Origin of the sequence: Streptomyces sp. MUM 2J, from assembly GCF_022414535.1 — a bacterium.
Lineage (GTDB): Bacteria > Actinomycetota > Actinomycetes > Streptomycetales > Streptomycetaceae > Streptomyces.
In genome coordinates, this window is record NZ_JADWYM010000041.1 from 19,296 (window position 1) to 43,015 (window position 23,720).

The 23,720-nt window shown below is 73.1% G+C and carries 25 protein-coding genes; 14 read left to right on the top strand and 11 right to left on the bottom strand.

What is annotated here, in order from left to right; genetic code table 11:
• Positions 1–8 precede the first annotated feature (8 nt).
• Positions 9–1,244 (top strand): DUF4032 domain-containing protein, encoded by a 1,236-nt coding sequence (locus I3F54_RS26105; RefSeq protein ID WP_240121356.1) that lies wholly within the window; start codon positions 9–11, stop codon positions 1,242–1,244.
• A gap of 4 nt (positions 1,245–1,248) precedes the next feature.
• Here I3F54_RS26105 and I3F54_RS26110 read toward each other — a convergent pair whose 3' ends face one another.
• Positions 1,249–2,121, bottom strand: a complete 873-nt coding sequence (locus tag I3F54_RS26110) for a universal stress protein (RefSeq protein WP_240121357.1) — start codon at positions 2,119–2,121, stop codon at positions 1,249–1,251.
• 244 nt (positions 2,122–2,365) lie between these two features.
• Between I3F54_RS26110 and I3F54_RS26115 the strand changes: the two genes are divergently transcribed.
• From I3F54_RS26115 to I3F54_RS26145, 7 genes are all read left to right on the top strand, one after another.
• On the top strand, positions 2,366–4,042 hold the full coding sequence (locus tag I3F54_RS26115; protein ID WP_240121358.1) for an FAD-dependent oxidoreductase: 1,677 nt from the start codon (positions 2,366–2,368) through the stop codon (positions 4,040–4,042).
• Positions 4,039–5,499: an ATP-binding protein gene (locus tag I3F54_RS26120; protein ID WP_240121359.1), complete on the top strand. Its 1,461-nt coding sequence runs from the start codon at positions 4,039–4,041 to the stop codon at positions 5,497–5,499. The genes I3F54_RS26115 and I3F54_RS26120 overlap by 4 nt, the downstream gene beginning before the upstream one ends.
• Positions 5,496–5,846, top strand: coding sequence for a UBP-type zinc finger domain-containing protein (locus I3F54_RS26125; RefSeq protein ID WP_240121360.1), 351 nt, complete (start codon positions 5,496–5,498; stop codon positions 5,844–5,846). The genes I3F54_RS26120 and I3F54_RS26125 overlap by 4 nt, the downstream gene beginning before the upstream one ends.
• 275 nt (positions 5,847–6,121) lie before the next feature.
• Positions 6,122–6,649 (top strand): DUF732 domain-containing protein, encoded by a 528-nt coding sequence (locus tag I3F54_RS26130; RefSeq protein ID WP_240121361.1) that lies wholly within the window; start codon positions 6,122–6,124, stop codon positions 6,647–6,649.
• 95 nt (positions 6,650–6,744) lie between these two features.
• Entirely contained in the window at positions 6,745–8,070 is a 1,326-nt protein-coding gene (locus I3F54_RS26135) for a CAP domain-containing protein (protein ID WP_240121362.1), read from the top strand.
• A gap of 142 nt (positions 8,071–8,212) precedes the next feature.
• Positions 8,213–9,754: a serine/threonine protein kinase gene (locus I3F54_RS26140; protein ID WP_374205967.1), complete on the top strand. Its 1,542-nt coding sequence runs from the start codon at positions 8,213–8,215 to the stop codon at positions 9,752–9,754.
• A 105-nt stretch (positions 9,755–9,859) separates the two neighbouring features.
• Positions 9,860–10,336: a hypothetical protein gene (locus I3F54_RS26145; protein WP_240121364.1), complete on the top strand. Its 477-nt coding sequence runs from the start codon at positions 9,860–9,862 to the stop codon at positions 10,334–10,336.
• A 124-nt stretch (positions 10,337–10,460) separates the two neighbouring features.
• Here the strand turns inward: I3F54_RS26145 and I3F54_RS26150 are convergent, their stop codons facing one another.
• The 4 genes from I3F54_RS26150 to I3F54_RS26165 form a co-directional block, all read right to left on the bottom strand.
• Positions 10,461–10,682, bottom strand: coding sequence for a hypothetical protein (locus I3F54_RS26150; RefSeq protein ID WP_240121365.1), 222 nt, complete (start codon positions 10,680–10,682; stop codon positions 10,461–10,463).
• Positions 10,683–10,810: 128 nt separating this feature from the next.
• Positions 10,811–11,308 carry a DUF6328 family protein gene (locus I3F54_RS26155; protein WP_374205968.1) on the bottom strand — a complete coding sequence of 166 codons (498 nt, stop codon included), beginning with the start codon at positions 11,306–11,308 and terminating at the stop codon, positions 10,811–10,813.
• A gap of 100 nt (positions 11,309–11,408) precedes the next feature.
• Positions 11,409–12,392 carry an aldo/keto reductase gene (locus tag I3F54_RS26160; protein ID WP_240121366.1) on the bottom strand — a complete coding sequence of 328 codons (984 nt, stop codon included), beginning with the start codon at positions 12,390–12,392 and terminating at the stop codon, positions 11,409–11,411.
• A 73-nt stretch (positions 12,393–12,465) separates the two neighbouring features.
• Positions 12,466–13,677 (bottom strand): FAD-dependent monooxygenase, encoded by a 1,212-nt coding sequence (locus I3F54_RS26165; protein WP_240121392.1) that lies wholly within the window; start codon positions 13,675–13,677, stop codon positions 12,466–12,468.
• Positions 13,678–14,025: 348 nt separating this feature from the next.
• On the opposite strand from I3F54_RS26165, the gene I3F54_RS26170 reads away from it, so the two are divergent.
• Complete coding sequence (locus I3F54_RS26170) at positions 14,026–14,394, top strand: tyrosinase cofactor (RefSeq protein WP_240121367.1); 369 nt, start codon at positions 14,026–14,028, stop codon at positions 14,392–14,394.
• Positions 14,395–14,427: 33 nt separating this feature from the next.
• Positions 14,428–15,252 (top strand): tyrosinase family protein, encoded by an 825-nt coding sequence (locus I3F54_RS26175; RefSeq protein ID WP_240121368.1) that lies wholly within the window; start codon positions 14,428–14,430, stop codon positions 15,250–15,252.
• Between the two features lie 57 nt (positions 15,253–15,309).
• Here the strand turns inward: I3F54_RS26175 and I3F54_RS26180 are convergent, their stop codons facing one another.
• Together I3F54_RS26180 and I3F54_RS26185 are read right to left on the bottom strand one after the other, a co-directional pair.
• Positions 15,310–16,014, bottom strand: coding sequence for a ribonuclease H (locus I3F54_RS26180; protein WP_240121369.1), 705 nt, complete (start codon positions 16,012–16,014; stop codon positions 15,310–15,312).
• A gap of 42 nt (positions 16,015–16,056) precedes the next feature.
• Complete coding sequence (locus I3F54_RS26185) at positions 16,057–16,857, bottom strand: VOC family protein (protein ID WP_240121370.1); 801 nt, start codon at positions 16,855–16,857, stop codon at positions 16,057–16,059.
• 167 nt (positions 16,858–17,024) lie between these two features.
• Between I3F54_RS26185 and I3F54_RS26190 the strand changes: the two genes are divergently transcribed.
• Positions 17,025–18,032, top strand: a complete 1,008-nt coding sequence (locus I3F54_RS26190; RefSeq protein WP_240121393.1) for a zinc-binding alcohol dehydrogenase family protein — start codon at positions 17,025–17,027, stop codon at positions 18,030–18,032.
• 158 nt (positions 18,033–18,190) lie between these two features.
• On the opposite strand, the gene I3F54_RS26195 is transcribed toward I3F54_RS26190, so the two are convergent.
• Positions 18,191–18,670, bottom strand: coding sequence for a VOC family protein (locus I3F54_RS26195; RefSeq protein ID WP_240121371.1), 480 nt, complete (start codon positions 18,668–18,670; stop codon positions 18,191–18,193).
• A 282-nt stretch (positions 18,671–18,952) separates the two neighbouring features.
• Here I3F54_RS26195 and I3F54_RS26200 point away from each other — a divergent pair, with 282 nt between their 5' ends.
• Both I3F54_RS26200 and I3F54_RS26205 read left to right on the top strand, forming a co-directional pair.
• Entirely contained in the window at positions 18,953–19,606 is a 654-nt protein-coding gene (locus tag I3F54_RS26200; protein ID WP_240121372.1) for an ATP-dependent Clp protease proteolytic subunit, read from the top strand.
• Between the two features lie 2 nt (positions 19,607–19,608).
• Entirely contained in the window at positions 19,609–20,211 is a 603-nt protein-coding gene (locus I3F54_RS26205; RefSeq protein ID WP_240121394.1) for a ClpP family protease, read from the top strand.
• Between the two features lie 9 nt (positions 20,212–20,220).
• On the opposite strand, the gene I3F54_RS26210 is transcribed toward I3F54_RS26205, so the two are convergent.
• Positions 20,221–20,634 (bottom strand): helix-turn-helix domain-containing protein, encoded by a 414-nt coding sequence (locus tag I3F54_RS26210; RefSeq protein WP_240121395.1) that lies wholly within the window; start codon positions 20,632–20,634, stop codon positions 20,221–20,223.
• 234 nt (positions 20,635–20,868) lie between these two features.
• Between I3F54_RS26210 and I3F54_RS26215 the strand changes: the two genes are divergently transcribed.
• Positions 20,869–21,756 carry an RNA polymerase sigma factor SigF gene (locus I3F54_RS26215; RefSeq protein WP_240121373.1) on the top strand — a complete coding sequence of 296 codons (888 nt, stop codon included), beginning with the start codon at positions 20,869–20,871 and terminating at the stop codon, positions 21,754–21,756.
• Positions 21,757–21,812: 56 nt separating this feature from the next.
• Here the strand turns inward: I3F54_RS26215 and I3F54_RS26220 are convergent, their stop codons facing one another.
• Both I3F54_RS26220 and I3F54_RS26225 read right to left on the bottom strand, forming a co-directional pair.
• Positions 21,813–22,295 (bottom strand): ATP-binding protein, encoded by a 483-nt coding sequence (locus I3F54_RS26220; protein WP_240121374.1) that lies wholly within the window; start codon positions 22,293–22,295, stop codon positions 21,813–21,815.
• 109 nt (positions 22,296–22,404) lie between these two features.
• Positions 22,405–23,682 (bottom strand): DUF6777 domain-containing protein, encoded by a 1,278-nt coding sequence (locus I3F54_RS26225; RefSeq protein ID WP_240121375.1) that lies wholly within the window; start codon positions 23,680–23,682, stop codon positions 22,405–22,407.
• Positions 23,683–23,720: the final 38 nt, after the last annotated feature.

Sequence of the window (23,720 nt, forward strand, 5' to 3'; positions counted from 1 at the left end):
CTTCAGCCATGGCTCTGCAGATCAACGCCACCAATCCGGAACATCCCGCCCTCCTGCTGGAGCTGCCGTGGCAACTGCCGCTGGAGGAGTGGCCGGAGGAGTACCTGGTGCCGCTCCCCCGCGGCATCTCCCGGCACGTCGTCCGCTACGCCAGGGCCGGTGACGAGGTCATCGCGGTCAAGGAGCTGGCCGAGCGTCCCGCGCTGCGCGAGTACGTGCTGCTGCGCGACCTCGACCGGCTCGGGATCCCCGCGGTCGACGCCCTCGGGGTGGTCACCGGCCGCACCGACGCCTCGGGAGCCCCGCTGGAGCCGGTGCTGATCACGCGCCATCTGCGCGGCTCGCAGCCGTACCGCGCCATGTTCGAGACGACGCTGCGCCCGGCGACGATGCACCGTCTCATGGACGCCCTGGCGGTGCTGCTGGTGCGGCTGCACCTCGCCGGGTTCGCATGGGGCGACTGCTCGCTGTCCAACACGCTGTTCCGGCGGGACGCGGGCGCCTACGCCGCGTACCTGGTCGACGCCGAGACCGGTGACCTGCACCCCGAACTCAGCACCGGCCAGCGCGACTACGACCTCGACCTCGCCCGCGTCAACATCAGCGGCGAGCTGCTGGACCTGGAGGCCTCGGGGGCCCTGCACCCCTCCGTCGACCCGATCGAGTTCGGGACGGAGATCTGCGCCCGGTACCGCGACCTGTGGCGGGAGCTGACCCGCACCTCCGTCTACCCGGCGGGCAAGTACCACTACATAGAGCGCCGCATACGCCGCCTCAACGAGCTCGGCTTCGACGTGGCCGAGATGCAGATCGAGCACTCCTCCAACGGCGACTCCGTCACCTTCGTGCCCAAGGTCGTGGACGCCGGGCACCACCAGCGGCAGCTGCTCCGCCTGACGGGCCTGGACGCCGAGGAGAACCAGGCCCGGCGGCTGCTCAACGACCTGGAGTCGTGGATGGCCAACCAGGAGGACTACACGCCCGGTGACCCCCTCGCCACCCGCCCGGAGGTACTCGCGCATCGGTGGGTGCGGGACGTCTTCCGCCCCACCGTGCGCGCCGTCCCCGTCGAGCTGCGCGGCTCCATGGACTCCGCGGAGATCTACCACGAACTGCTGGAGCACCGCTGGTACCTGTCGGAGCGGGCGCAGCACGACATAGGACTGGACACGGCCGTACAGGACTACATCGAGCACGTCCTGCCCACGGCGCGCGAGACACTCGCGCCGGTCGTCGCGGAGTGAGACATCACGCGTGCGGCACCACGGCGACCGGGCAGCTCGCGTGGTGCAGCACCCCGTGGGTGACGGAGCCGATGCGGGCGCCGACCGCCCTGCGGCGGGCGCGGCGGCCGACCACCATCAGCTGGGCCCGCCCGGCCACCGACAGCAGCACCTGTCCGGCACTGCCGATCTCCACGTGCTCGACGACGGGCACGTCGGGGAAACGCTCACGCCAGGGCTGCAGGGCGTCGGCCAGCGCCTTCTTCTCGTACGGCTCCAGGCCGCCGGCGTCGTCGAGGAGCTGCAGCGAGGCGGGACTGTAGGCGAACACCGGCGGCAGCGTCCAGGCCCGCACCGCTCGGACGGTGGCGCCGCGTGCCGCGGCCGTCTCGAAAGCGAACCGCAGCACCTCGGCGCTGTCCTCGGGCTCGCCCTGCTGGCCCACGACGATCTCCCGGCCGGACACCTCGGCGCTGGCCTCGTCGCCGGCCCGGACCAGGACGACGGGGCGCTCCGCCTCCGCGATCACCTGCTGTCCCACGGAGCCCAGCAGGAATCCGACGAGCGGGCCGTGCCCGCGCGACCCCAGCGTCAGCAGCTCCGCCCCGGCCGCGGCTCCGACCAGCGTAGGCACCGCCGGCCCCTCGGCCACCTCCGTGGACACCTCCAGACCGGGGTGCCGTTCGGTGACGCGGCGCACGGCCGCCGCTACGGAGTCCCGTACCCACTGCTCCTGCGCCTCACGTCCGGCCACGTCGGGCGCCGCGTTCGGCTGGAACTCCCAGGCGTGCACCACGCGCAGCGCCAGCCCCCGCCGTACGGCCTCGCGCGCCGCCCAGTCCAGAGCGGCGAGGCTCTCGTCGGTTCCGTCGACCCCTGCGGTGATCGGCCCGGTCATAAGGCCGCCTCCCTCGTCTCGCGATCACATCCGTCGCCCCCAGTCTTCACCACGCCGCCGCCCGGGACGTCGACGGGGCACCGCGGGACGCGCCGCGGTGCACGCCCCGGCGACGGGGCGGGACCGGTCACACCCGAGCGGAGCGGGACGATCGAACATACGATGGTCCAGGAGCCGGCACGGCGTCGGCGGCAGCCGCGGCAGAACTGCCGCGCCGCCGGGGACCGCCCGGGGCGGGAGACGCATGGCACAGGCCGCCGACACCGCGCGGACCGTCATCCTGACCGTGGACGACGACCCGGGGGTGTCCCGCGCCGTGGCCCGTGACCTCCGCCGCCGGTACGGAGGGTCGTACCGGGTCGTGCGGGCGGAGTCCGGCGAGTCCGCGCTCCAGGCGCTGCGGGAACTGAAGCTGCGCGGCGACCTGGTGGCCGTCATCCTGGCCGACTACCGGATGCCGCAGATGAACGGCGTCGAGTTCCTCGAACGGGCCATGGACGTGTACCCCGGCGCCCGGCGGGTGCTGCTGACGGCGTACGCGGACACGAACGCGGCGATCGACGCCATCAACGTCGTCGACCTCGACCACTACCTGCTCAAGCCCTGGGACCCGCCCGAGGAGAAGCTCTACCCGGTCCTGGACGACCTGCTCCAGGCCTGGCGGTGCAGCGACTTCCGGCCGGTGCCCAGCACCAAGGTGGTCGGACACCGCTGGTCGGCGCGCTCGTCGCAGGTGCGCGAGTTCCTGGCCCGCAACCAGGTGCCGTACCGCTGGTACTCGTCCGAGGAACCCGAGGGCAGGCGGCTGCTGGCCGCGGCCGGGCAGGACGGCGAGCGGCTGCCACTCGTGATCACGCCCGAGGGCAGCACCCTGATCGAACCGGACGCCCCCGAACTGGCCGCCCGCGTAGGTCTGGCCACGACTCCCGCCGCCGACTTCTACGACCTGGTCGTCATCGGTGGCGGCCCGGCCGGGCTGGGCGCGGCGGTCTACGGTGCCTCCGAGGGGCTGCGCACCGTGCTCGTGGAGCGGTCGGCCACGGGTGGCCAGGCCGGCCAGAGCTCCCGTATCGAGAACTACCTCGGCTTCCCCGACGGCGTCTCCGGCGCGCAGCTCACCGAGCGTGCCCGGCGGCAGGCCGCGAGGTTCGGCGCGGAGATCCTCACCGCACGCGAGGTGACCGGTCTGGAGGTCGGCGGCTCCGCCCGCACGGTCCGCTTCTCCGACGGTTCCGCGGTCTGTGCGCACAGTGTGATCCTCGCGACCGGTGTCCAGTACCGGCAGCTGGAGGCGGTGGGCTGTGCCGACCTCACCGGCTGCGGCGTCTTCTACGGCTCGGCGCTCACCGAGGCGTCGTCCTGCCAGGACCAGGACGTCTACATCGTCGGGGGTGCCAACTCCGCGGGGCAGGCCGCGATGTACCTGTCCAGGGTCGCGAAGTCGGTGACGCTGCTGGTGCGCGGAACCTCGGTGTCGGCGTCGATGTCGCACTACCTGGTCCAGCAGATCGAGGACGCTCCCCACATCACCGTCCGCCCGGGCACCGTGGTGCGGGCCGCACACGGCACGGACCATCTGGAGCAGCTGACCCTGCGGGACATGGCCACGGGCCGGGACGAACGGGTCGACGCGGGCTGGCTGTTCGTGTTCATCGGCGCGGCGCCGCTCACGGACTGGCTGGGCGGGACGGTCCTGCGCGACGAACGCGGGTTCATCCTGGCCGGCCCCGATCTCACGGCCGACGGGCGCCCGCCGGCCGACTGGGAGCTGGACCGCCCGCCGTACCACCTGGAGACCAGCGTGCCCGGCGTGTTCGTGGCCGGCGACGCGCGCGCCGCGTCCGCCAAGCGGGTGGCGTCCGCCGTGGGAGAGGGAGCCATGGCCGTGATGCTCGTGCACCGGTACCTGGAGCAGTCGTGAGCGGCCGTCCTGCGCCGTGCAGCCCGGCGGAGATCGGGTCGCTGTTCCTCTTCGAGAAGCTGGCGCCCGAGCAGTTGGGGCGCCTGTGCGGCGAGGGACGGGTCGAGCTGTTCGACCCGGGCCCGGTGTACGCCGAGGGGGAACCCGCCACCTGCTTCTACGTGATGATCGAGGGCACGGTGGTGCTGTCCCGCCGGGTGGGCGGTGACGACATCGAGGTCACCCGCACCTCGCAGCCCGGCGTGTACGCCGGCGCCATGCAGGCCTATCTCGGCGACCGGGTCCGGCAGGTGTACAACAGCTCGATGCGCGTGACCGAACCGACCCGGTTCTTCGTGCTTCCCGCCGACACCTTCGCGGCCGCGGTGCAGGAGTGGTTCCCGATGGCGGTCCACCTGCTGGAGGGCCTGTTCTTCGGTGCGAAGAACACCCAGCGGGCCATCGGCCAGCGCGAGCGACTGCTGGCTCTGGGCTCGCTGTCGGCGGGTCTGACCCATGAACTCAACAACCCCGCCGCGGCGGCCGTCCGCGCCACGGCGACCCTGCGCGAACGCGTGGCCAAGATGCGGCACAAGCTCGCGGTGATCTCCTCGGGCACCTACGACCGGGAGTGTCTCGCGGACCTCGTCGAGATCCAGGAGCGCACCGCCGAACGGGTCGGCAAGGCCCCCGCGCTGAGCCCGCTGGAGGCGTCCGACCGGGAGGACCTGCTCACCGACTGGCTCGACGACCACGGCCTTGCCGAGGGCTGGCGGCTCGCCCCGACCTTCGTGCAGGCGGGACTCGACGTCGACTGGCTCGAACAGGTCGCCGCGGTCGTGGACGAGGACATGTTGCCCGGCGCGATCGGCTGGCTGAACTACACGGTCGAGACCGAGCTCCTCATGGACGAGATCGAGGACTCCACCGCCCGTATCTCCCACCTCGTCGACGCGGCCAAGCAGTACTCGCAGCTCGATCGTGCCCCGTACCAGGTCGCCGACGTGCACGAACTCCTGGACAGCACCCTGCTGATGCTCTCGGGCAAGATCGGCCGGCACATCGTGGTCGCCAAGGAGTACGACCGCACCCTCCCGAAGGTGCCGGCCTACCCGGCGGAGCTGAACCAGGTCTGGACGAACCTGATCGACAACGCGGTCGCCGCCATCGACGCCACGGGCGGCGAGGGCACCCTGACCGTCCGCACCTCCCTCGACGGCGATCGGCTCGTGGTGGAGTTCGGCGACACCGGCCCCGGTGTGGCACCCGAGATCCGCAGCCGCATCTTCGACCCGTTCTTCACCACCAAGCCCGTCGGCGAGGGCACCGGTCTCGGGCTCGACATCTCCTGGCGGATCGTGGTCGACAAGCACCACGGCGGCATCGAGGTCGAGTCCGAGCCCGGCGACACCCGCTTCCGCGTCCTGCTCCCCCTGACGGCCGCGGATCCCGACAACCAGCCCGAGGAGGCCGGATGACCGACGCCGAGGCGATCGACCCCACGGCCGCACCGAGCGGCACCGGCTGCCTGGAGTGCGAGGCGGCCGGAGGATGGTGGTTCCACCTGCGGCGCTGCGCGCGATGCGGTCATGTCGGCTGCTGCGACAGCTCCCCCGCCCGGCACGCCACCGCGCACTTCGCGAGCACCGGCCACCCGCTGGTGCAGAGCTTCGAGCCGGGCGAGGCCTGGTACTGGGACTACGCCACGAACGCGCTGTACGAGAGCGGCCCGCGGCTGGCGCCGCCCGAAAGCCGCCCCGAGGACCAGCCCGCCCCGGGGCCGGCGGGTCGCGTACCGGAGGACTGGACGCGCGCCCTGCGCTGAACGGTGCGGCACGGCGCGCGCCGCTGCGGGCGACCGGACGGCCGTCCGGGGCCGCGCCGCCCGGTGCCGTGCACGGCACCGCGGAGCGCCGTTCGGCGCACGCGGCGCCCTTGGGCGCTCGCGGACCCGCCTGGCGCGCCGGCGTGAGGTGCACTCCGATTGCACTCCCGTACGCCCCCTTGCGGACGCATGAACCGTCCCATGGGCATACAAGCACCTCATACGCTCACGGGTCCCGGCACTCGTAACCCGACCAGGACCGTCCCAGGAGACCCGTGAACCACCGCTCCACCGCAGCGACGCTCGCGTCCTGCGCTCTCGCTCTCGCCGCGCTGACCGCCTGCGGATCGCACGACCCCGCCACGGCTCCCGCGGCGACCGCCTCCCGCACGCCGAAGTCCGCGTCCGCCACGGCCTCCGGTTCTCCCTCCGCGAGCCCGGCGGGCGGGGCGGACTCCGCACGGGAGGAGAGCGGGAGGCCGGCCGGCCGGGGGGCCGGCTCGGACGCGGGCCGGGAGACGGCAGCCGGACTGCCACCGCGTCCCGACGCCAACGGCGAGGCCGCCTACGTCCGTGCCCTGACCGCCATCGATCCGGACATCGTGCACGACGACGAGGACGGAGCCGTGGACCGGGGCCGCACACTGTGCCGCACCCTCCACGACCACCCCGACGACCGGGACCGGCAGACCGCCGAGGCGGAGAAGCGGTTCGTCTCGCCCGGACACCCGGACGGCTTCGGGCCGGCCAAGGCGGGACGGATCGTGGACGCCGTGCGCGCCGGTCTGTGCCCCGGCCCCTGATCCCAGGGACCGTCCTCCCGGTCCTCCCCACGGGAACCGGCGCGGCCCGCCGGCCGTTGTCGGGGCAGGATTCCGATCGGCACCAGGGCGGCAGGATGAGCGAGCTGGTCCCCGGGGCCCACATGCCCCTCCCGGACGGCGTGCTGGCACTCCGGGTACCCGGTCGCTTCGACCTCTGCGCACTCGTCACCGGCGGCGGGGGCAAGGTCACCGGCGACCGGGACTTCGTCTTCTACAACCAGCCGTCCGCCCCGGGTGTCCAGCTGACGGGGGAGACACTCAGGATCGAGCCGGCGCGGCTGCGCGCCGGTGCCAGCCGGGCGACCGTGGCGATCAGCGCAGCGGATCCGGGCACGCCGCTCGGACGGCTGCCGGTGCCCGTGCTGGGGATCGCCGACGCCCGCGGGCGCGTTCTCGCACGGTTCACTCCCTCGCCGCCCGGCCCGGAGACGGTCCTGCTGCTGGCGGAGATCTACCGGCGGGGCCCGGCATGGCGGCTGCGCGCGCTGGGCCAGGGGTACGCCGACGGACTGGCGGGCCTCGCACGGGACTTCGGCGTGGACGTGGTCGAGGACACCGCGGTGCCCCCCGCTGCCGGCCCGGTGCCGCCCCCGGCGCCGGAGCGCGTCACCGCGCCCGGCGGCCCTTCCGCCCGGGACGGCTTCCTCGTCCCGGTCAACGCGGCCCGTGCCGCGGCCGGGTCCCGGCCGGTCCTCACCGACGCGCGGCTCACCGGGGCCGCCCAGGCGCACGCCCGTGCGATGGCCGCGGCCGGCCGGCCCTGCGCCGAAGGGGCGGACGGGGTCTCGGTCCACCAGCGGGTGACCTCGGCCGGATACGCCTACCTCGCCGTGGGCGAGCACCTGGTCTCCGGTCCTCTCACCGCGCAGGAGTTCGTCGCGTACTGCCTGCGCGGTGAGAGGACCCGCCGCACCCTGCACGATCCGGCCTTCGGGCACGTCGGCCTGGGTCACTGCGCCGCGGGCGGCGACATCTACTGGACGGCGGTGTGGGCAGCGCCGCTCACACGGGACGGGCTGGCGCGGACGGAGGCCGAGGTCGCCGAACTCACCAACCGGGAGCGGGCACGGGCGGGCCTGCCGCCGCTGGGTGCCGATGTGCGGCTCGCCGCCGCCGCACGGGCCCACAGCGAGGACATGGCCACCCGGGCATACCACGCGCACACCTCGCCGGACGGGACGCAGCCCTGGGACCGGGCCGCTGCGGCGGGCTCCGCCCGGCGCACGATCGGCGAGAACATCGCCTGCGGTCAGCGGTCCCCCGCCGAGGTGGTGGCGGGCTGGATGGACAGCCCCGGGCACCGCGCCAACATCCTCGCCCCCGCGTTCACGCACATCGGTGTCGGCTTCGCCGGCGGCGGGCCGTCCGGCACCTACTGGACGCAGCTCTTCGGCGCCTGATGTCCGGCGCTGCGCGCCGCGGTGGCGGGAAGTCGTCGCCCGGTCGGGAGCTTTCCCACGGACACGCGTTCCGTGTTGAACACCGAACGCCGCGATCCCCGTACCCATGGCAAAGAGCCGGGGGGTTCAGCGAGAGGTGACCATGGCCGACGTGCCCGTTCCCGAAGACGAGTTGATCGCAGGCAGATACCGGCTGCTGCGCATCGTGCACCGGGAGACGAACCGCGTCTGCTGGTCCGGCGAGGACGTCGAGGCCGGGCGGCGCTGCCTGGTGACGCGGACGGGTCTGCCGGCACGGCCCGACACACCGGACGAGGAGAGCGCACGCCGCATCACGGGCCGGGTACTGCGCATGGCGGAGACGATGGCACGCCTGTGCCCCGGCCGGGTCCCCGTGGTCGTCGACGCCGTCGTGGCTGAGGGAAGTCTGTGGACCGTCACCGATGCCGTCGACGGGCCCCCGCTGGGGGAGATCCTCGGCGAGCGCGTCCGGTTCAGCCCGGTGCGGGCAGCGCGCATCGGTCTGGAGATCCTCGACGTGCTCCAGGCCGCGCACGACGAGGGCATCACACACGGCGAACTCAGCCCCGGCCAGGTGTTCGTGCAGGAGCACGGCCCGGTGCTCGTGGCCGGCTTCGGACTGGCGGGCACCACGCTGGCGCCACGCATGGCGGCACCCTCCTACGCCTCTCCGGAGCAGGCGCGCGACGAGCGGATCGGCCCCGCCGCCGACCTGTGGGCGCTGGGCGCGATCCTGTACACGATGGTCGAGGGCCGGCCCCCGTTCCGCGACCGGGACCGTACGGAGGCGACGCTGAAGGGTGTGGACCGGCTGCCGCTGCGCGCTCCGGTGCGCACCGGGCCCCTGACGCAGACCGTCCGGGGGCTGCTGCGCAAGAACTCGCGGGAGCGGCCGACACGTCCGGCGGTGCGTGAGGCGCTCACCCGGGTCCTGAACGAGGACGCGGCCCTCACCGAGGTGCCCGCGCCACGGCTGCGCCGCGCCTACGGCGCCGTGACCCGTCAGGGACGGACGGGGCGCGGACGGGCCATGGCATTCGGGACGACGCTGGCCGTCGTCACCGTCGCCGTCGCGGTCTCGGCCGTCACCCTCCACACACCCGGCAGCACGGAGGCCGGGCCGCGGCCCGGCCGGTCCGCCGCGCCGTCGAGCCCGGCACGGCCGGGCACGACCCCCCCGGCCTCGCCCACCGCGCCCGCGGCCGGCTTCCGCACCTACGAGGCGCCGGAGGGCTTCTCCGTGGCGCTGCCCGGCACGTGGCGGCGGCTGCGCACCACGCGCGTGGCCGGTCTGGCCTACCGCGTCGTGTTCGGCGCCGACGGCGATCCGCGCACCCTCGCGGTGACCTACAGCGAACGGGTCGGCCCGGACCCCGTCGCCGTGTGGCGGGAGGACGTCGAGCCGGGGCTGGAGAAGACGGGCGGGTACCGGCGGATCGGCGAGATCCACGCCACGTCGTACCAGGGCCACGAGGCCGCCGACATGCAGTGGATCGCCACCGCCGACGGCGAGCAGGTGCGGACCTTCGGGCGGGGCTTCCTGATCGGCGGCGGGCGCGGCTACTCGCTGCGCTTCACCGCCCCGGCCGCCGAGTGGACCGGGGCTGCCGGCCGGGAGGCCCTGGACGTGGCCCTGCGGACGTTCCGCCCTGCCCCGGACTGAGGTCCGGGGCGCACGGCCGGGAGCGGAGCGGGCCGGGGCCGAGCGGGATCGTGCCGCAGCGGGGCGGAGTTCGCCCCGGACCCGGTGTCCGGGCCACGTGGTTGTATGGCACGCATGTTCAACATGGCGTTCTCACGGTCCCTCACGGTCGACGACGTGGTGGCCATGCTCGGTGAAGTGGTGCCGCCCGGCACGCAGTTGCTGGTGCAGGACGGTGACTGGGACGTACCCGACGAGGTGACGGGGCTGTGGGCACGTCTGCGGGACACCGGAGATCCGGCTTGGCCGCTCGCCCTTGAGGTGCTCGTGTGCCCGTGCGACCTGGGGCCCTACCCCGACCTGCGTGTCGCTGAGCACATCGGCGCACGCCTGGGGATGGACGTCCTGTGCGACGTCGACCCGGCCGTGTGCGAGGTCGACCCCTCCGATCCGTACTACGTGCTGGCCCTGGTCGGCGGCCGGTGGTTCCTCGCGAGCACGGCCGGCACCCGGTTCGCGGGACCGTACACCGATGGGTCCCGGGAGTGGCCGGGGGACAAGGCCGTCGCGTTGATCCGGCCGGTGGTGGTGCGCACTCGCTGAGCGGTGCGCGGGCAGCCCGATCGGGGCGATCAGCCGCGCCGCCCTGCGATGTGACGATCCGCCCGGCACCTCGCCCTTGCCCGTGGGCCGGCGGGTGGTCCCGTGCGGCCGGCATGACGTCGGGTCAGACCTCGTGCGGTGCGAAGAGTTCAAGGTGGCCGCAGGCGGGGCACCGGTAGGCGTCGATCTGGTACCGCGGGCGGCCCCAGCGCTTGGCTCCTCCGAGGAGTCCACGCTCCAGGGGCCCGGCTATCCAGCGGGCGTACCCGCTGGCGCGGTCACCGGTGTCCTCGATGAAGCCGGGCTGCAGGCCGACGGTCCGGCACTGGGTGCACGTTACTTCCACGGCCGTACTGTAGAGGAGGGCGCCGACGGGGTCCTGACCGGGCGTCCCGTCCAGGGGCGGGTGCGGCGTTCGGGGACGGGGCCGCCGCCGCGGCGAGCGCGCCGGATCCTGACCGGGCGCGAGCCGTGTCACCGGGTGGTGTGGCGGCGCCGCGCCCACAGGGGCAGCGCGAACCAGCACAGCAGGTACCAGGCGACGACGGCGGTCACCAGCCATGGCACGAACGTCCCGTGGGTGGCCACCCGCAGGATCAGCAGCAGCGAGGACGCCATGGTGGCCAGCAGCAGCACCAGGCCGGCCAGGGTCAGCTTGGCGGCCCAGCGCACGGCCTGCGGTTTGACCCGGCGTCCGGCGACCATCCGGTGCAGGGAGACGGGGCCGACCAGGGCACCGGTCGCGCAGGCGCCGAGAACCACGGTGACGACGTAGATCGACCGTTCGGTGTCCTCCAGCTGGAGGAAGCGCGGCGTGAACACCACGGTGAGCAGGAACCCGAAGAGGATCTGCACGCCGGTCTGGGCGACGCGGACCTCCTGGATCAGCTCGACCCACATCCGGTCCGCGCGTTCCTCCTCGGTCTCGTCGCGTCCGGTGCGCTTGCCCGGCTGCTGTCCGGTGACCGGCACGTCTCCTCCCGATTCGTTCGCCGACGACGTCTCCTCCCCCGGACGGGTTCCCTGTCCGGGCCGGATCCGATCGTCGCCGGGCAACAGGAGTCCCTCCGTCCTACCAGCGGCTCTCGACCTGGTCCTGGATCCGCCGCTCGTACAGGTCCCGGACGGCGGCCAGCGTGGCCGTGTCCAGCTCGGGCAGCCGGCCGGCGGCCGCGTTGGCGCGGGCCTGCTCGGGGGTGCGGGCACCGGGGATGACGGTGGTGACCCCGGGCTGCTGGATGATCCACCGCAGGGCGAGCTGCGCGGGGGTGTACCCGTCGGGGGCGAGGGCGGAGAACTCGGCCGCCGCCTCGACGCCGGTGGTGTAGTCGACGCCGGAGAAGGTCTCGCCGACGTCGAAGGCCTCGCCCCGCCGGTTGTAGGTGCGGTGGTCGTCGGCGGCGAAGACGGTCTCCCGGGTGTACCTGCCGGACAACAGGCCGGAGGCGAGGGGAACGCGGGCGATGATGCCGACGCCCGCCTCGCGGGCCGCCGGGAGCACCTCCCGCAGTGGCTTCATGCGGAAGGGGTTGAGGATGATCTGCACGCTCGCCACGTTCGGCCGGGCGATCGCGGTGAGAGCCTCCGCGCAGGTCTCGACGCTGACTCCGTAGGCGGCCACGCGTTCCTCGGCCACCAGCGTGTCGAGGGCATCGTACACCTCGTCCGAGGAGTAGACGGGGGTGGGCGGGCAGTGCAGCTGGACCAGGTCGATGCGGTCGACGCCCAGATTGCGGCGGGAGCGGTCGTTCCAGGCGCGGAAGTTGTCCAGGACGTAGTTCTGCGGGATCTGCCCGACGCGGCGGCCCATCTTGGTCGCTACCAGGACGTGCAGGTCGGGCCTGCTGCTCTGGAAGGTCGCGATGGTCTGCTCGCTGCGGCCGTCGCCGTACACGTCGGCGGTGTCGAAGAAGGTCACCCCCGACTCGGCCGCTGCCTCCAGCACCGAGAGGGCCACCTTGTGGTCGACGTCTCCCCAGTCGGCCCCCAGCTGCCATGTGCCGAGGCCGACGACGGAGGCGTGCTGACCCCACCTGTCGAATGCGCGCTCTTCCATGCGCCCAGTCTGACACCCGTCCCGGCCGCACAGCGGAAGGGAGCGCTCCGCGCGTTCGCCTGGACGCCCGGTGTCACCTGCGGGAAGCGAGCGCCCGGGCGTGGGCCGTCCGGGCGACCTTCGGGCCCAGCCAGCGCTTGAACCGGCGCAGCGGCTCCAGCCGCCCGGCCGCCCGGTCGAGCCGGTAGTAGAGCTGGGGCGGCACGTGCGGCAGCAGGGGTGAGTGGCGCTGGCCGAGCAGGGCGAACATCTGCTCCGGGGGCAGATCGATGTAGCGCGGCAGGTTCTCGTACCACTGCGCGCTGTAGCGGGCGGCGCTCTGCACCGACAGCAGCGCGGCCCTGCGCTCCCGCTCGTAGGCGGGCAGCGCCAGGGCGGGGTCGCCGTACTCGCGCAGCGCCCCGGCCAGGGCCATGGCGTCCTCCAGGGCGAGGGTGGTGCCGGCACCGATGGAGTAGTGGGTGGTGTGGGCCGCGTCGCCGAGCAGGACGAGGTTGCCGCGGTGCCAGGTGCGGTTGGTGAGGGTGCGGAAGGTCAGCCAGGGTGCGCTGCCGTCGGCCGGGGAGCGGCCGATGAGGGAGCGGCCGTCCAGGACGTGGGCGAACAGTTTCTCCAGCAGGGCCAGGGCGTCGGCCTCGCCGGCCCGGTCCAGGCCGAGGCCGGTGAAGGTCTCGGGGGCGCATTCGACGACGCAGGTGCTGCGGTCGGGGCCGTACCCGTAGCCGTAGCACCAGATCCAGCCGTGCCCGGTCTCGACGAAGGCGAAGGTGAAGGCGTCGAAGACCTTGCTGGTGCCGAGCCAGATGTAGGAGTTGCGGCCGGCTCGCACGTCGGTGCCGAAGTGGCCGGCGTGCCGGGTGCGCAGGGCGCTGTGGACGCCGTCGGCAGCGACGACGAGGTCCGCGGCCGGGACGTTGCGTTCGGTGATCTCGTGCTCGAACTCCAGCCGTACGCCCAGGGAGCGGGCGCGTTCGGCGAGGATCCGCAGGAGGCGGTGGCGGCCGATGCCGAATCCCTCGTCGCCCCGGTGCCGCGTGTTCAGGTCGCGGACGTGTGCGACGCCGTCGTTCCAGCGGACGGACGCCTCGGCGACGGCGTGGGCCGACTCGGGGTCGTGCGCCTGGAGCCGGTCGAGCAGTCCCCGCCAGTAGGTGACACCCCAGCCGTAGGTCGACCCCTCGGGGTCGCGTTCGTGGACGGTGATGTCGTGGGACGGATCCTGCCGCTTCAGCAGGATGGACAGGTACAGACCGGCGGGTCCGCCTCCGACGCAGGCGACCTTCACACACACCCCCAGTGATTACCGAACGCTGTCATGTGGCAACGCAGGGTATCAGCACCCGGGTCGGCCCACCCGCCCCCTCTTTCGCGTCATTTCCGCGGCGTGAGCCGCGTCACCACGACAGGGGCGGGCGGCGAAGGTTCACCGCGAACGCCCGCGCACGGAGAAGGAATTACCTCTTCCGGTAGTGCAGGACCGATGACCGCAGCAAGATCATCTTGGTTCAAGACTGTACGACATGTACTCAATTGTCCTGATCGCAGCCAACCGGATGCGGGCGATTTCTCCCGGTCCCAGTGGCCTCGATAGGCATGCGGCATCACCCGCCGACCACGTCCCCGGAGGTCCCGCATGCCGGAACTCAGCCGTCGCCGCGCGCTCACCGCCGCAGCCGCCCTCGCCGCCACGGCCGCGGGCGCGCAGGCCCTCACCGCGCTGCCCGCCCACGCCGCCGAGCACCCGCACGACGCCCCCGCCCCCTTCGACGAGATCTACCACGGCCGCCGCATAGCGGGCCGGCCGGTGGCCGGGGGCGGCCACCACCACGGTGGATACGCCGTGTTCGTCGACGGGGTGGAACTGCACGTGATGCGCAACGCCGACGGCAGCTGGATCAGCGTCGTCAGCCACTACGACCCGGTGGCCACGCCGCGCGCCGCCGCCCGCGTCGCGGTGGACGAGCTGCAGGGCGCGCAGTTGCTGCCGCTTCCCGTCAACTGACCAGCACTCACGCATCCTTGGAGCCGACCAGCCATGACCGTCCGCAAGAACCAGGCCACCCTGACCGCCGACGAGAGGCGCCGCTTCGTCGCCGCCGTCCTGGAACTGAAGCGCAGCGGGCGCTACGACGCCTTCGTCACCACGCACAACCACTTCGTCATGTCCGACACCGACTTCGGCGAGCGCACCGGCCACCGCTCGCCGTCGTTCCTGCCCTGGCATCGCAGGTTCCTGCTGGAGTTCGAGCAGGCGCTGCAGTCGGTGGACGCCTCGGTGGCGCTGCCGTACTGGGACTGGACGGCCGACCGTACCGCCCGCTCCTCACTGTGGGCGCCTGACTTCCTCGGCGGCGACGGGCGCAGCCGGGACGGGCGGGTGACGGACGGCCCGTTCGCCGCCTCGGCCGGCAACTGGCGGATCAACGTACGGGTGGACGGCCGCTCCTATCTGCGCCGGACCCTGGGGGCCGGCGGGTGGGGGCTGCCGACCCGGGCGGAGGTGGAGTCGGTGCTGGGCATACCGACGTACGACATGGCCCCGTGGAACAGCGCCTCCGACGGCTTCCGCAACCACCTGGAGGGCTGGCGCGGGGTGAACCTGCACAACCGGGTCCACGTGTGGGTCGGCGGGCAGATGGCGACCGGGGTCTCCCCCAACGATCCGGTGTTCTGGCTGCACCACGCCTTCGTCGACAAGCTGTGGGCGCAGTGGCAGCGCCGGCACCCGGGCTCCGGGTACGTGCCGGACGGTGGGACGCCGGACGTCGTCGACCTGTACGAGACGATGAAGCCGTGGAACGACGTGCGCCCCGTGGACCTGCTGGACCACACGCCGCACTACACGTTCGACACCGACTGAGTCCGACACGGGCCCGGTACGACACGGCTGAGGGGGCTCGGACCGGCGCCGGTCGGCTCAAACGCCGGCCGTGCGGCACTCCGGGTGGCCCCAGCCCTGGGCGTTCTTCGCGATGGACTCACCGGCCTCGTAGGGCCGGCCGCACTGGCAGCGGCCCGGGAACTTGGCCTTGATCGTGCGCGTGGACCCGGCGGACTGCGAGGCCCCGGAGGCCGTGCCCGCCCGCTTGCCGGGGGCCCTGCGGCGAGCGGGCCGGGCCGCCGGGGCGTCGGGCGCGGGCGGCGGCGCGGGCGAACCGAGTGCGCTGCCCGCAGCCTCCTGGACGCTCGCGGCCTGACTGGCGGCGCGGTCGGCGAAGTCGTTGAGCGGGTCGCCGTCGACCTGGTGCGCCGGCACGTAGCGGAACTCCACCGAGCGGCCGGTCAGGAGCTCGTCGATGCGGACGACGAGCTCCTGGTTGGCGACCGGCTTGCCCGCGGCGGTCTTCCAGCCGTTGCGCTTCCAGCCGGGCAGCCAGGTGGTCACCGCCTTCATGGCGTACTGCGAGTCCATGCGGATCTCCAGCGGCACCTGCGGGTCGGTGGCCGCCAGCAGCCGCTCCAGGGCGGTGAGTTCGGCGACGTTGTTGGTGGTGCGGCCGAGCGGCCCCGCCTCCCAGCGCTCCGCGCTCTCCGCCTCGTCCGAGACGACCCATGCCCAGCCCGCCGGTCCGGGGTTCCCCTTCGAAGCCCCGTCGCACGCGGCCACCACTCGTTCACGCATGGCTCGATCATGCCATGACCGGGCGGTTCCACCGCCCGGCGGTCAGGGGACGTCGGTGGTCTTGGGCATCTCCCCGGCCGTGGTCGTGACGTCGATCACGGAGAAGCTGGCGCCCTGCGGGTCGCTCAGCGCCGCGAACCGGCCGAAGGGGCTGTCCATGGGGCCGAAGCGCAGCACGGCACCCAGCTTCGTCGCCGTCGCGACCGCCGCGTCGCAGTCGGGGACGGTGAAGTAGACATTGATGTAGGAGGGGACCTCGGGCGGGAAGTCGTCGGTCATCCTCATCCGGCCGAGGACGGTACCGCCGTCCAGGTCGTAGAGCCGGAAGTCCATCGTGTCGTCCTGTATCTGCTTCGCCGCGTAGGGGAAGACGGCGGACAGGAACGCGTCGGTCCGGTCCGGGTCGCGGGTGAAGACCTCGGCCCAGCAGTAGGCGCCCGGCGTCTGCGGCGGGGCCTCGAAGCCCTCGTGGGTGCCGGCCTGCCACACCCCGAAGACGGCGCCGCTGGGTTCGCGGGCCAGGCACATCGTCCCGAACTCACCGACCTGCATCGGCTCCATCAGCACCTCGCCGCCGTTGTCCCGGATCCGCCCGGCGACGGCGGCGGCGTCAGCCACGGCGAAGTACAGGCACCACTGGGACTGGCTCTCCTGGCCGGGCATCGGCGGGACGACGGCGGCGACGGCCTTGCCGTCCGCGTACGCCTGGGTGTAGTTGCCGTACTGCGCCGAGGCTTCCCCGAAGGTCCAGCCCAGGACCTCGCCGTAGAAGTTCTTGGCGCCCTCCAGGTCGGTGAACATCGCGTCGGCCCAGCAGGGGGTTCCCTCAGATGGTGCGGCCATGACTGCGAACCTCTTCCGGTGCGTTGGGTCGTCCCCCTCCTCACGCTAGCCAGGAGTGGCGCGAAGCGCGCGCCGAGGGCGCCCGTCCGTCGGAGACTTGAAGGACGGGCGGCGACGGCTCCCGGCGGTTCTCCGGGGAAGCGAGGCGCGGTATGGCGGACGGGACGATGCGGGCGTGGACGGTGGCGGCCCCGGGGCCGGTGGCGGGGGGTGCCCTGGAGTTCGTGGAGAAGCCGGTCCCGGTGCCGGCCGGGGGCGAGCTGCTCGTGCGGGTGCGGGCGTGCGGGGTGTGCCGGACCGACCTGCACGTGGTCGAGGGCGACCTGCCGGTGCACCGGCAGCGCGTCACGCCCGGCCACGAGGTGGTGGGCGAGGTGGCGGGGCTCGGGGCCGCGGTGACCGGCTTCGCGCCCGGCGACCGGGTGGGTGTGGCCTGGTTGCGGCACACCTGTGGCACCTGCGCCTACTGCAGGCGCGGCGCCGAGAACCTCTGCCCCTCCTCGCGGTACACGGGCTGGGACGCCGACGGCGGGTACGCCGAGTACACGACCGTGCCCGCGGCGTACGCCCACCGGCTGCCCGAGGACCTCGACGAGGTGGCGGCGGCACCGCTGCTGTGCGCCGGCATCATCGGCTACCGTGCGCTGCGCCGGGCCGCTCTGCCGCCGGGCGGACGTCTGGGGCTGTACGGCTTCGGCGGCAGCGCCCACCTGTGTGCGCAGGTCGCGCTGGCCGAGGGCGCCACCGTGCACGTGCTGACCCGGGGCGCGGCGTCGCGGCGGCTGGCGCTGGACCTGGGGGCCGCCTCGGCGGGCGGCGCGCGGGACATGCCGCCCGAGCCGCTGGACAGCGCGATCCTCTTCGCGCCGGTGGGTGATCTGGTCCCGGTGGCGATGCGGGCCCTGGACCGGGGCGGAGTGCTCGCGATCGCCGGGATCCATCTGAGCGACGTGCCACCCCTCCACTACGAGAGCGACCTCTTCTACGAGAAGGAGATCCGCAGCGTCACCTCCAACACCCGGGAGGACGCGCGTGCCTTCCTCTCCCTCGCCGCCCGTCACCGGGTCCGCGCCACCACGCACCCCTACCCCCTCTCCGACGCCGTGCGGGCACTCACCGACCTGGAGGAGGGGCGGTTCGACGGGGCCGCGGTACTGGTGAACGACGTGACGTGAACGGCCCTCGGGGCCATCGCCGGGCCGGGATCCCGTTGCGGGTGGCCGATCAAGGCCGGTCAGGAACGCAACGGGGGGAAGCGCCGACGCCGGCGTGGTGACGGCCCGGTGGGAGGAGGCGCTGCGGGCCCCCGCCCACGCCGGGCCGCCGGTCCGGCCTACTCCCCCGCGTAGGCCTTCCGCAGCGCGTCGATGTCGAGCTTGCCCATCGCGAGCATGGCCTTCATGGCACGGGTCGCCTTCTCCGCCTCCGACGAGCGCATCATCTCGACGAAGGCCCTGGGGACGACCTGCCAGGACACGCCGTACCTGTCCTTGAGCCAGCCGCACGAGCCCGGCTCGCCGCCCTCGGTGAGCTTCGTCCAGTAGTGGTCGACCTCCTCCTGGTCGTCGCACAGGATCTGGAAGGAGACGGCCTCGTTGAAGGTGAACCCGGGACCGCCGTTGAGGCCGACGAACTTCTGCCCGTTGGCCGTGAACTCGACCGTCAGCACGGTACCGGCGGGGCGCGGGGACCCCTCCGTGTAGCGGGTGACCTCGCCGAGGCTGGAGTTCTCGAAGATCGAGACGTAGTGGTGGGCGGCCTCCTCCGCCTGGTCGTCGAACCAGAGGCAGGTGATGAATCCGTCGGCGGTCATGGGTACCTCCTGGGGGAACGGGACGCCGGTCATGTGTATGGACCGGGGCGGGCCCCGAAACTCGTCGCTCGCCGCGGAATCGGCCGGAATGCACCCGGACGGCCCTGTCACCGGGGTCGCCCGGTGCGAGGTGGCCGCGCCCGGGAGCTGCGGGCCGAGGGCCCGGGGTGGGTGCTCTGCCTGTGGCGAATTCGCCGCGGGCAGACGAATCCCCCGCCGCGCCGGGTCCCGGCCGACAGTGGGTCACGTCCACCGCACCACACACGACGACGAGGAGCACCGATGCCTCCACTCAGCACCGGCCCGGCGCCGGCCCCGGCGCCCCGCGCCCAGGCGGGCGACACCCCCGTGACCCGGTTCGACGACCAGCTCGCCGCACAGTTGCTCGGGCAGCGGATCGTGCTGCTCGGCACGCAGGTCGACGAGGTCTCGGCGAACCGGGTCTGTGCCCAGCTGCTGATCCTGTCGGCCGAGGATCCGCGTACCGACATCGGCCTGTTCATCAACTCCCCCGGCGGATCGGTCCACGCGGGCCTGGCCGTCTACGACACGATGCGGCTGATCCCGAACGACGTCTCGACGCTCGCGATGGGATTCGCCGCCAGCATGGGGCAGTTCCTGCTCAGCGTCGGCACGCCCGGCAAGCGGTACGCGCTGCCCAACGCGAGGATCATGATGCACCAGCCATCGGCGGGGATCGGCGGCACCACCGCCGACATCGAGATCCAGGCGGAGAACCTGGAGCACACCAAGCGGACCATCGAGCGCATCACCGCCGAGCACACCGGCCGCAGCCCGGAGGCCATCTCCCGGGACGGCGACCGCGACCGCTGGTTCACGGCCGAGGAGGCCAGGGAGTACGGCATGGTGGACCGGGTCGTGGAGTCCCTCGCGGACGTCCGCCCGGCGGCCGGCCGGCGACGGATGGGACTGTGAGCATGGGTACGTACACCGTTCCGCACGTGATCGAGCGCACCCCTCAGGGGGAACGGTCCTTCGACGTGTTCAGCAGGCTGCTCAACGAGCGGATCATCTTCCTCGGCACGGAGATCGACGACGGCGTCGCCAACGTCGTCATCGCGCAGTTGCTGCACCTGGAGTCGGCGGCCCCGGAGCGGGAGATCGCCCTCTACATCAACTCGCCCGGCGGATCGTTCACTTCACTGACGGCGATCTACGACGCGATGACGTTCGTGCAGGCGCCGATCTCGACCTTCTGTGTCGGGCAGGCGGCGTCCACGGCGGCCGTGCTGCTGGCGGGCGGGGATCCGGGGCGGCGGTTCGTGCTGGAGCACGCGCGCGTGCTGCTGGGGCAGCCCGCCTCCGGCGGCCGGCAGGGCACCGTCTCCGACCTCGCCCTGGAGGCCAAGGAGATGGTGCGCGTCCGGGCGCAGGTGGAGGAGGTGCTGTCCCGGCACACGCACCACGACGTGGCCACACTGCGCGCGGACATGGACCGGGACAAGGTGTTCACCGCGCACGAGGCGGTTGCCTACGGGCTCGCCGACGAGGTTCTCGTCCGGCGGCTCGCCCACGGGTGACCCGGCCGCTCAGGCGGCCAGGCACAGTCCGTCGAACGACGTCGTGGCCGCCCTCGGGTGGCCGCGGCGCACGGGCCGGGTGAGCTGTGTGTGGGCCCGTGCCAGCAGATCGCCGAGGCCGAGACCGAGCGCGTGGGCGGCGGCCGCGAGAACCTCGGAGGAGGCCTCCTTGCGGCCCCGCTCGACCTCCGAGAGGTAGGGCATGGAGATCTTGGCTGCCTCGGCGACTTCCTTGAGCGTGCGCTCCTGGGCCAGGCGCTCGCGCCGCAGGATGTCGCCGACCAGGTCGCGCCAGAGCGGTTCCCGCCCGGCGGGGCGGTCCTCGGGCCGGGCGGCGGGACCGTCCTCGGGCGGGTGTCCGGGCCGGGCCCCGGGGATCCGCAACGGGACGGCCCGGGCCCCGTCCGGCGTACGGCTGCTCACCTGGTTCCGCGTCTGGTCGCTCACCCGACCAGCCTAGTGCCGCAACAGGCGGCATTCGCCCCGTCGCGGCACCGGGAGCGGTGGCCGCACGCCGGGGGCATCGGCGTTCTGCCCTGCGAGAAGTCCCCTCACAGCACGGTAGTTGGCATGCGGGACGGGTACCGGGGTAGGCGGATTCACGGTGAGAACGACGCCAGGACGACCGTCCCATTCGACCTGCAGGAGGGGAAGCCGATGTCCACCGCCGTGATCCGGCAGGAGACAGAGGTCGTGAAGAACACCACCGGGACCAGCAAGGCTGCGGGAGCGCTGCCGGGCGTCGCCGACGCGCGGAGCGTGGCGCCGCGCGACGCGCGGCAGTTGTCGCGTCAGTTCTTCAGGCGCCTGGCAGACCTCGACGAGGGCACGCACGAGCACCAGTACGCCCGGAACACCCTCATCGAGATGAACATGTCCCTGGTGCGGTTCGCCGCGGGTCGTTTCCGGGGTCGCGGGGACGACATGGAGGACATCGTGCAGACCGGGATGATCGGCCTGATCAAGGCCATCGACCGGTTCGAGCTGTCCCGCGAGGTGGAGTTCACGTCCTTCGCGCTGCCGTACATCGTCGGTGAGATCAAACGGTTCTTCCGGGACACGACGTGGGCGGTGCACGTCCCGCGGCGGCTGCAGGAGCTGCGGGTGGAGCTGGCCAGGGCGCGGGACGAACTCTCGGGCCGGCTGGACCGGGAGCCGACGGTGGCGGAGCTGGCCACGCTGATGAACCTCTCGGAGAACCAGGTCGTCGAAGCGCAGATCGCCGCCAACGGCTACAACTCCTCCTCACTGGACGCGGCACTCACCGGCGACGGGCCGGAGCACGGCGAGGCCGTCCTCGCGGACTTCATCGGTGTCGAGGAGCACGGGCTGCGGCTCGTGGAGGACTTCCAGTCGCTGGCCCCGCTCATGGCGGACCTCGGCGAACGCGACCGGCGGATCCTGCATCTGCGGTTCGTCGAGGAGGCGACGCAGGCGGAGATCGGCGCGCAGCTGGGCTGCTCGCAGATGCACGTCTCGCGGCTCATCAAGCGGATCATCATGCGGCTGCGGGAGGGCATGCTGGGCGAGCTGGACCGCGCCTGAACGGTCGTGGGGAGCGGGACCACCGAAGCCCGCCCGCTCCCCACGACCGTTCCGGCTCACGTCGTGCGCGGTACGGACCGGGTCCGCCTCGCCTGCAGGGGCACCACGGCCCGGACCCGCTTGCCGACCGGCACCACCTCGGACCTCACCTCGGTCGCCAGGGCGTAGACGATCTCCAGCCCGTGGCGGCCGATCCGTGTGGGGTCGCGCGGAAAGCACAGGGGAAGGGCGGCGCTGCTGTCGTAGACGGAGACCGTCACGGCCGCGTCGGTGCCCTCCAGGTCGAGGATGTAGGGGCCGCTGCTGTGCCGGTCGGCGTTGGTGACGAGCTCGCTCACGACGAGCATGAGCTCCTCGCGTGCCCGGTCGCCGATCGTGGCGCACCACTCGGTCCTGAGCTGATCGACGAACTGCGCGGTGAACGCCCGCGCAGCGGCGATGCTCCCCGGTTCGCCGGTGTAGTGGACGGCCCGTCTGAGTGGTTCCACGGGCACGTCGAAACCAGTCGGTATCGCCGCCCCGCCCAGGTGTTCGGTCATGCGTGGTCTTTCTAGGTAGCCGGACTGGCCGGATCGTGCTGCTCCAGTGCTCGTACCCCGAGCAGGGCGGCGCACTCCCCGGGGCGGGTGCGGCGGGGAGTGCCGTTGGTTACAGCGTGAGTGCCGGTGCGCCGGGAGCCGTCTGCGCGGCCGGCCCCAGGACCGTGGTGGCGGCGCCCGTCGACCGGGACGCGGACGCCGGGGCCGAGACCGCGGAGGACGCCTTCGGCGGTGACGCGCCGGTGGCGGGCGCGGAGCTGGCCGGCTTCCCACCGCCCGACGATGTCCGGCTCGGCGGCTCGGACGACGGCGACTGGCTCGGCGGTGTGGATCCCGGGGACTCCGAGCCTGGCGACTGGGGCTCCGAGGGCGGCGTGGAGGGGCTGGTCGACGTCGACGGGCAGCCGGTCGACGGCGTCTCGTCGCCGGAGGGGCACGGCGTGGGGCTGGTGGGGGTGACGCTCGGCGTGGGCGTGGCCGGTGGCGGGGTCGGCTTGTCGTGGCCGCCGGTGTCACCGCGCTGACGGGCGAACCAGTCGTGGTCGTCCGGGTCGTAGAGGACGAAGATGTTGATGATCGTCGTCGTCGGCTGGACCACCACGACGTTGGAGGGGTTGTACGACGGCCAGGTGTCGCCGGTCACCTTCGGGGAGCCCTGCTGGGCCACGGGCTGCGTGAGCGGATTGCCGCAGGCGCAGCGGACCCGGGGCACGCCGTGCCCGTCGACGAGGACGGCGGTGCCCGCCTGGAGGACGGCCTGGTACGTGGTGGCGGCGCCGTCGCGGTAACCGTGGTTGGTCACCCGGGTGTCCATGCGCAGCTGGACCGGGGTGAGGGAGCGCAGGTAGCCGGGGACCCCGGAGGGCTGGACGCCCGCGACCGAGGCGAAGGCCCGGTTCTTGTCCGGGTCGGACCGGAGGAACCCGATCTGCTTCTCCACGTCGCAGCTGGAGGTGTTGCGGCTGCCGCCGTACAGGCCGGGGGCGCCTCCGCTGACTCCGCGCACCTCGTTGGCGGAAGCGGACCCACCGGGAGCGGAGGGCGAGACGGGCGGGGCGGAGCTCTCGGTCGCGGTGGACGCCGTGAACGGGTCGGGTCCGGTGTTGGCCGCCGGCTGGGCGAAGACCTCGCTTCCCCCGCCGCCGCCGGAGCCGCCGGGCCGGGTGAGGACGACGACCAGCGCCACGACGGCGACCACCGCGGCGGCGGCCATGGCCACACGCGGCGCGGACTTCCACCAGGGCCGGCGCGGCTCGGGGGTGCCGCCGCCTCCGCCACCTGTGCCGGGCGGCTGGGAGGGCGGGCCCGAGGGCGGCTGGGTGGGCCCCGACAGGGGGCCGGACGGCGGTCCTGTGGGGTGGCCGGACGACGGCGGTTCGACGCTCACGAGCACTTCTTCCCGCGGGGGCCCATGGGCATCAGCCC

What these genes read in the sequence shown, in the direction of transcription:
- I3F54_RS26105 (WP_240121356.1), top strand. Translation starts at nt 9, where the DNA reads ATGGCTCTGCAGATCAACGCCACCAATCCGGAACATCCCGCCCTCCTG.
- I3F54_RS26110 (WP_240121357.1), bottom strand. Translation starts at nt 2,121, where the DNA reads ATGACCGGGCCGATCACCGCAGGGGTCGACGGAACCGACGAGAGCCTC.
- I3F54_RS26115 (WP_240121358.1), top strand. Translation starts at nt 2,366, where the DNA reads ATGGCACAGGCCGCCGACACCGCGCGGACCGTCATCCTGACCGTGGAC.
- I3F54_RS26125 (WP_240121360.1), top strand. Translation starts at nt 5,496, where the DNA reads ATGACCGACGCCGAGGCGATCGACCCCACGGCCGCACCGAGCGGCACC.
- I3F54_RS26135 (WP_240121362.1), top strand. Translation starts at nt 6,745, where the DNA reads ATGAGCGAGCTGGTCCCCGGGGCCCACATGCCCCTCCCGGACGGCGTG.
- I3F54_RS26140 (WP_374205967.1), top strand. Translation starts at nt 8,213, where the DNA reads ATGGCCGACGTGCCCGTTCCCGAAGACGAGTTGATCGCAGGCAGATAC.
- I3F54_RS26145 (WP_240121364.1), top strand. Translation starts at nt 9,860, where the DNA reads ATGGCACGCATGTTCAACATGGCGTTCTCACGGTCCCTCACGGTCGAC.
- I3F54_RS26160 (WP_240121366.1), bottom strand. Translation starts at nt 12,392, where the DNA reads ATGGAAGAGCGCGCATTCGACAGGTGGGGTCAGCACGCCTCCGTCGTC.
- I3F54_RS26170 (WP_240121367.1), top strand. Translation starts at nt 14,026, where the DNA reads ATGCCGGAACTCAGCCGTCGCCGCGCGCTCACCGCCGCAGCCGCCCTC.
- I3F54_RS26175 (WP_240121368.1), top strand. Translation starts at nt 14,428, where the DNA reads ATGACCGTCCGCAAGAACCAGGCCACCCTGACCGCCGACGAGAGGCGC.
- I3F54_RS26180 (WP_240121369.1), bottom strand. Translation starts at nt 16,014, where the DNA reads ATGCGTGAACGAGTGGTGGCCGCGTGCGACGGGGCTTCGAAGGGGAAC.
- I3F54_RS26185 (WP_240121370.1), bottom strand. Translation starts at nt 16,857, where the DNA reads ATGGCCGCACCATCTGAGGGAACCCCCTGCTGGGCCGACGCGATGTTC.
- I3F54_RS26190 (WP_240121393.1), top strand. Translation starts at nt 17,025, where the DNA reads ATGCGGGCGTGGACGGTGGCGGCCCCGGGGCCGGTGGCGGGGGGTGCC.
- I3F54_RS26195 (WP_240121371.1), bottom strand. Translation starts at nt 18,670, where the DNA reads ATGACCGCCGACGGATTCATCACCTGCCTCTGGTTCGACGACCAGGCG.
- I3F54_RS26200 (WP_240121372.1), top strand. Translation starts at nt 18,953, where the DNA reads ATGCCTCCACTCAGCACCGGCCCGGCGCCGGCCCCGGCGCCCCGCGCC.
- I3F54_RS26205 (WP_240121394.1), top strand. Translation starts at nt 19,609, where the DNA reads ATGGGTACGTACACCGTTCCGCACGTGATCGAGCGCACCCCTCAGGGG.
- I3F54_RS26215 (WP_240121373.1), top strand. Translation starts at nt 20,869, where the DNA reads ATGTCCACCGCCGTGATCCGGCAGGAGACAGAGGTCGTGAAGAACACC.
- I3F54_RS26220 (WP_240121374.1), bottom strand. Translation starts at nt 22,295, where the DNA reads ATGACCGAACACCTGGGCGGGGCGGCGATACCGACTGGTTTCGACGTG.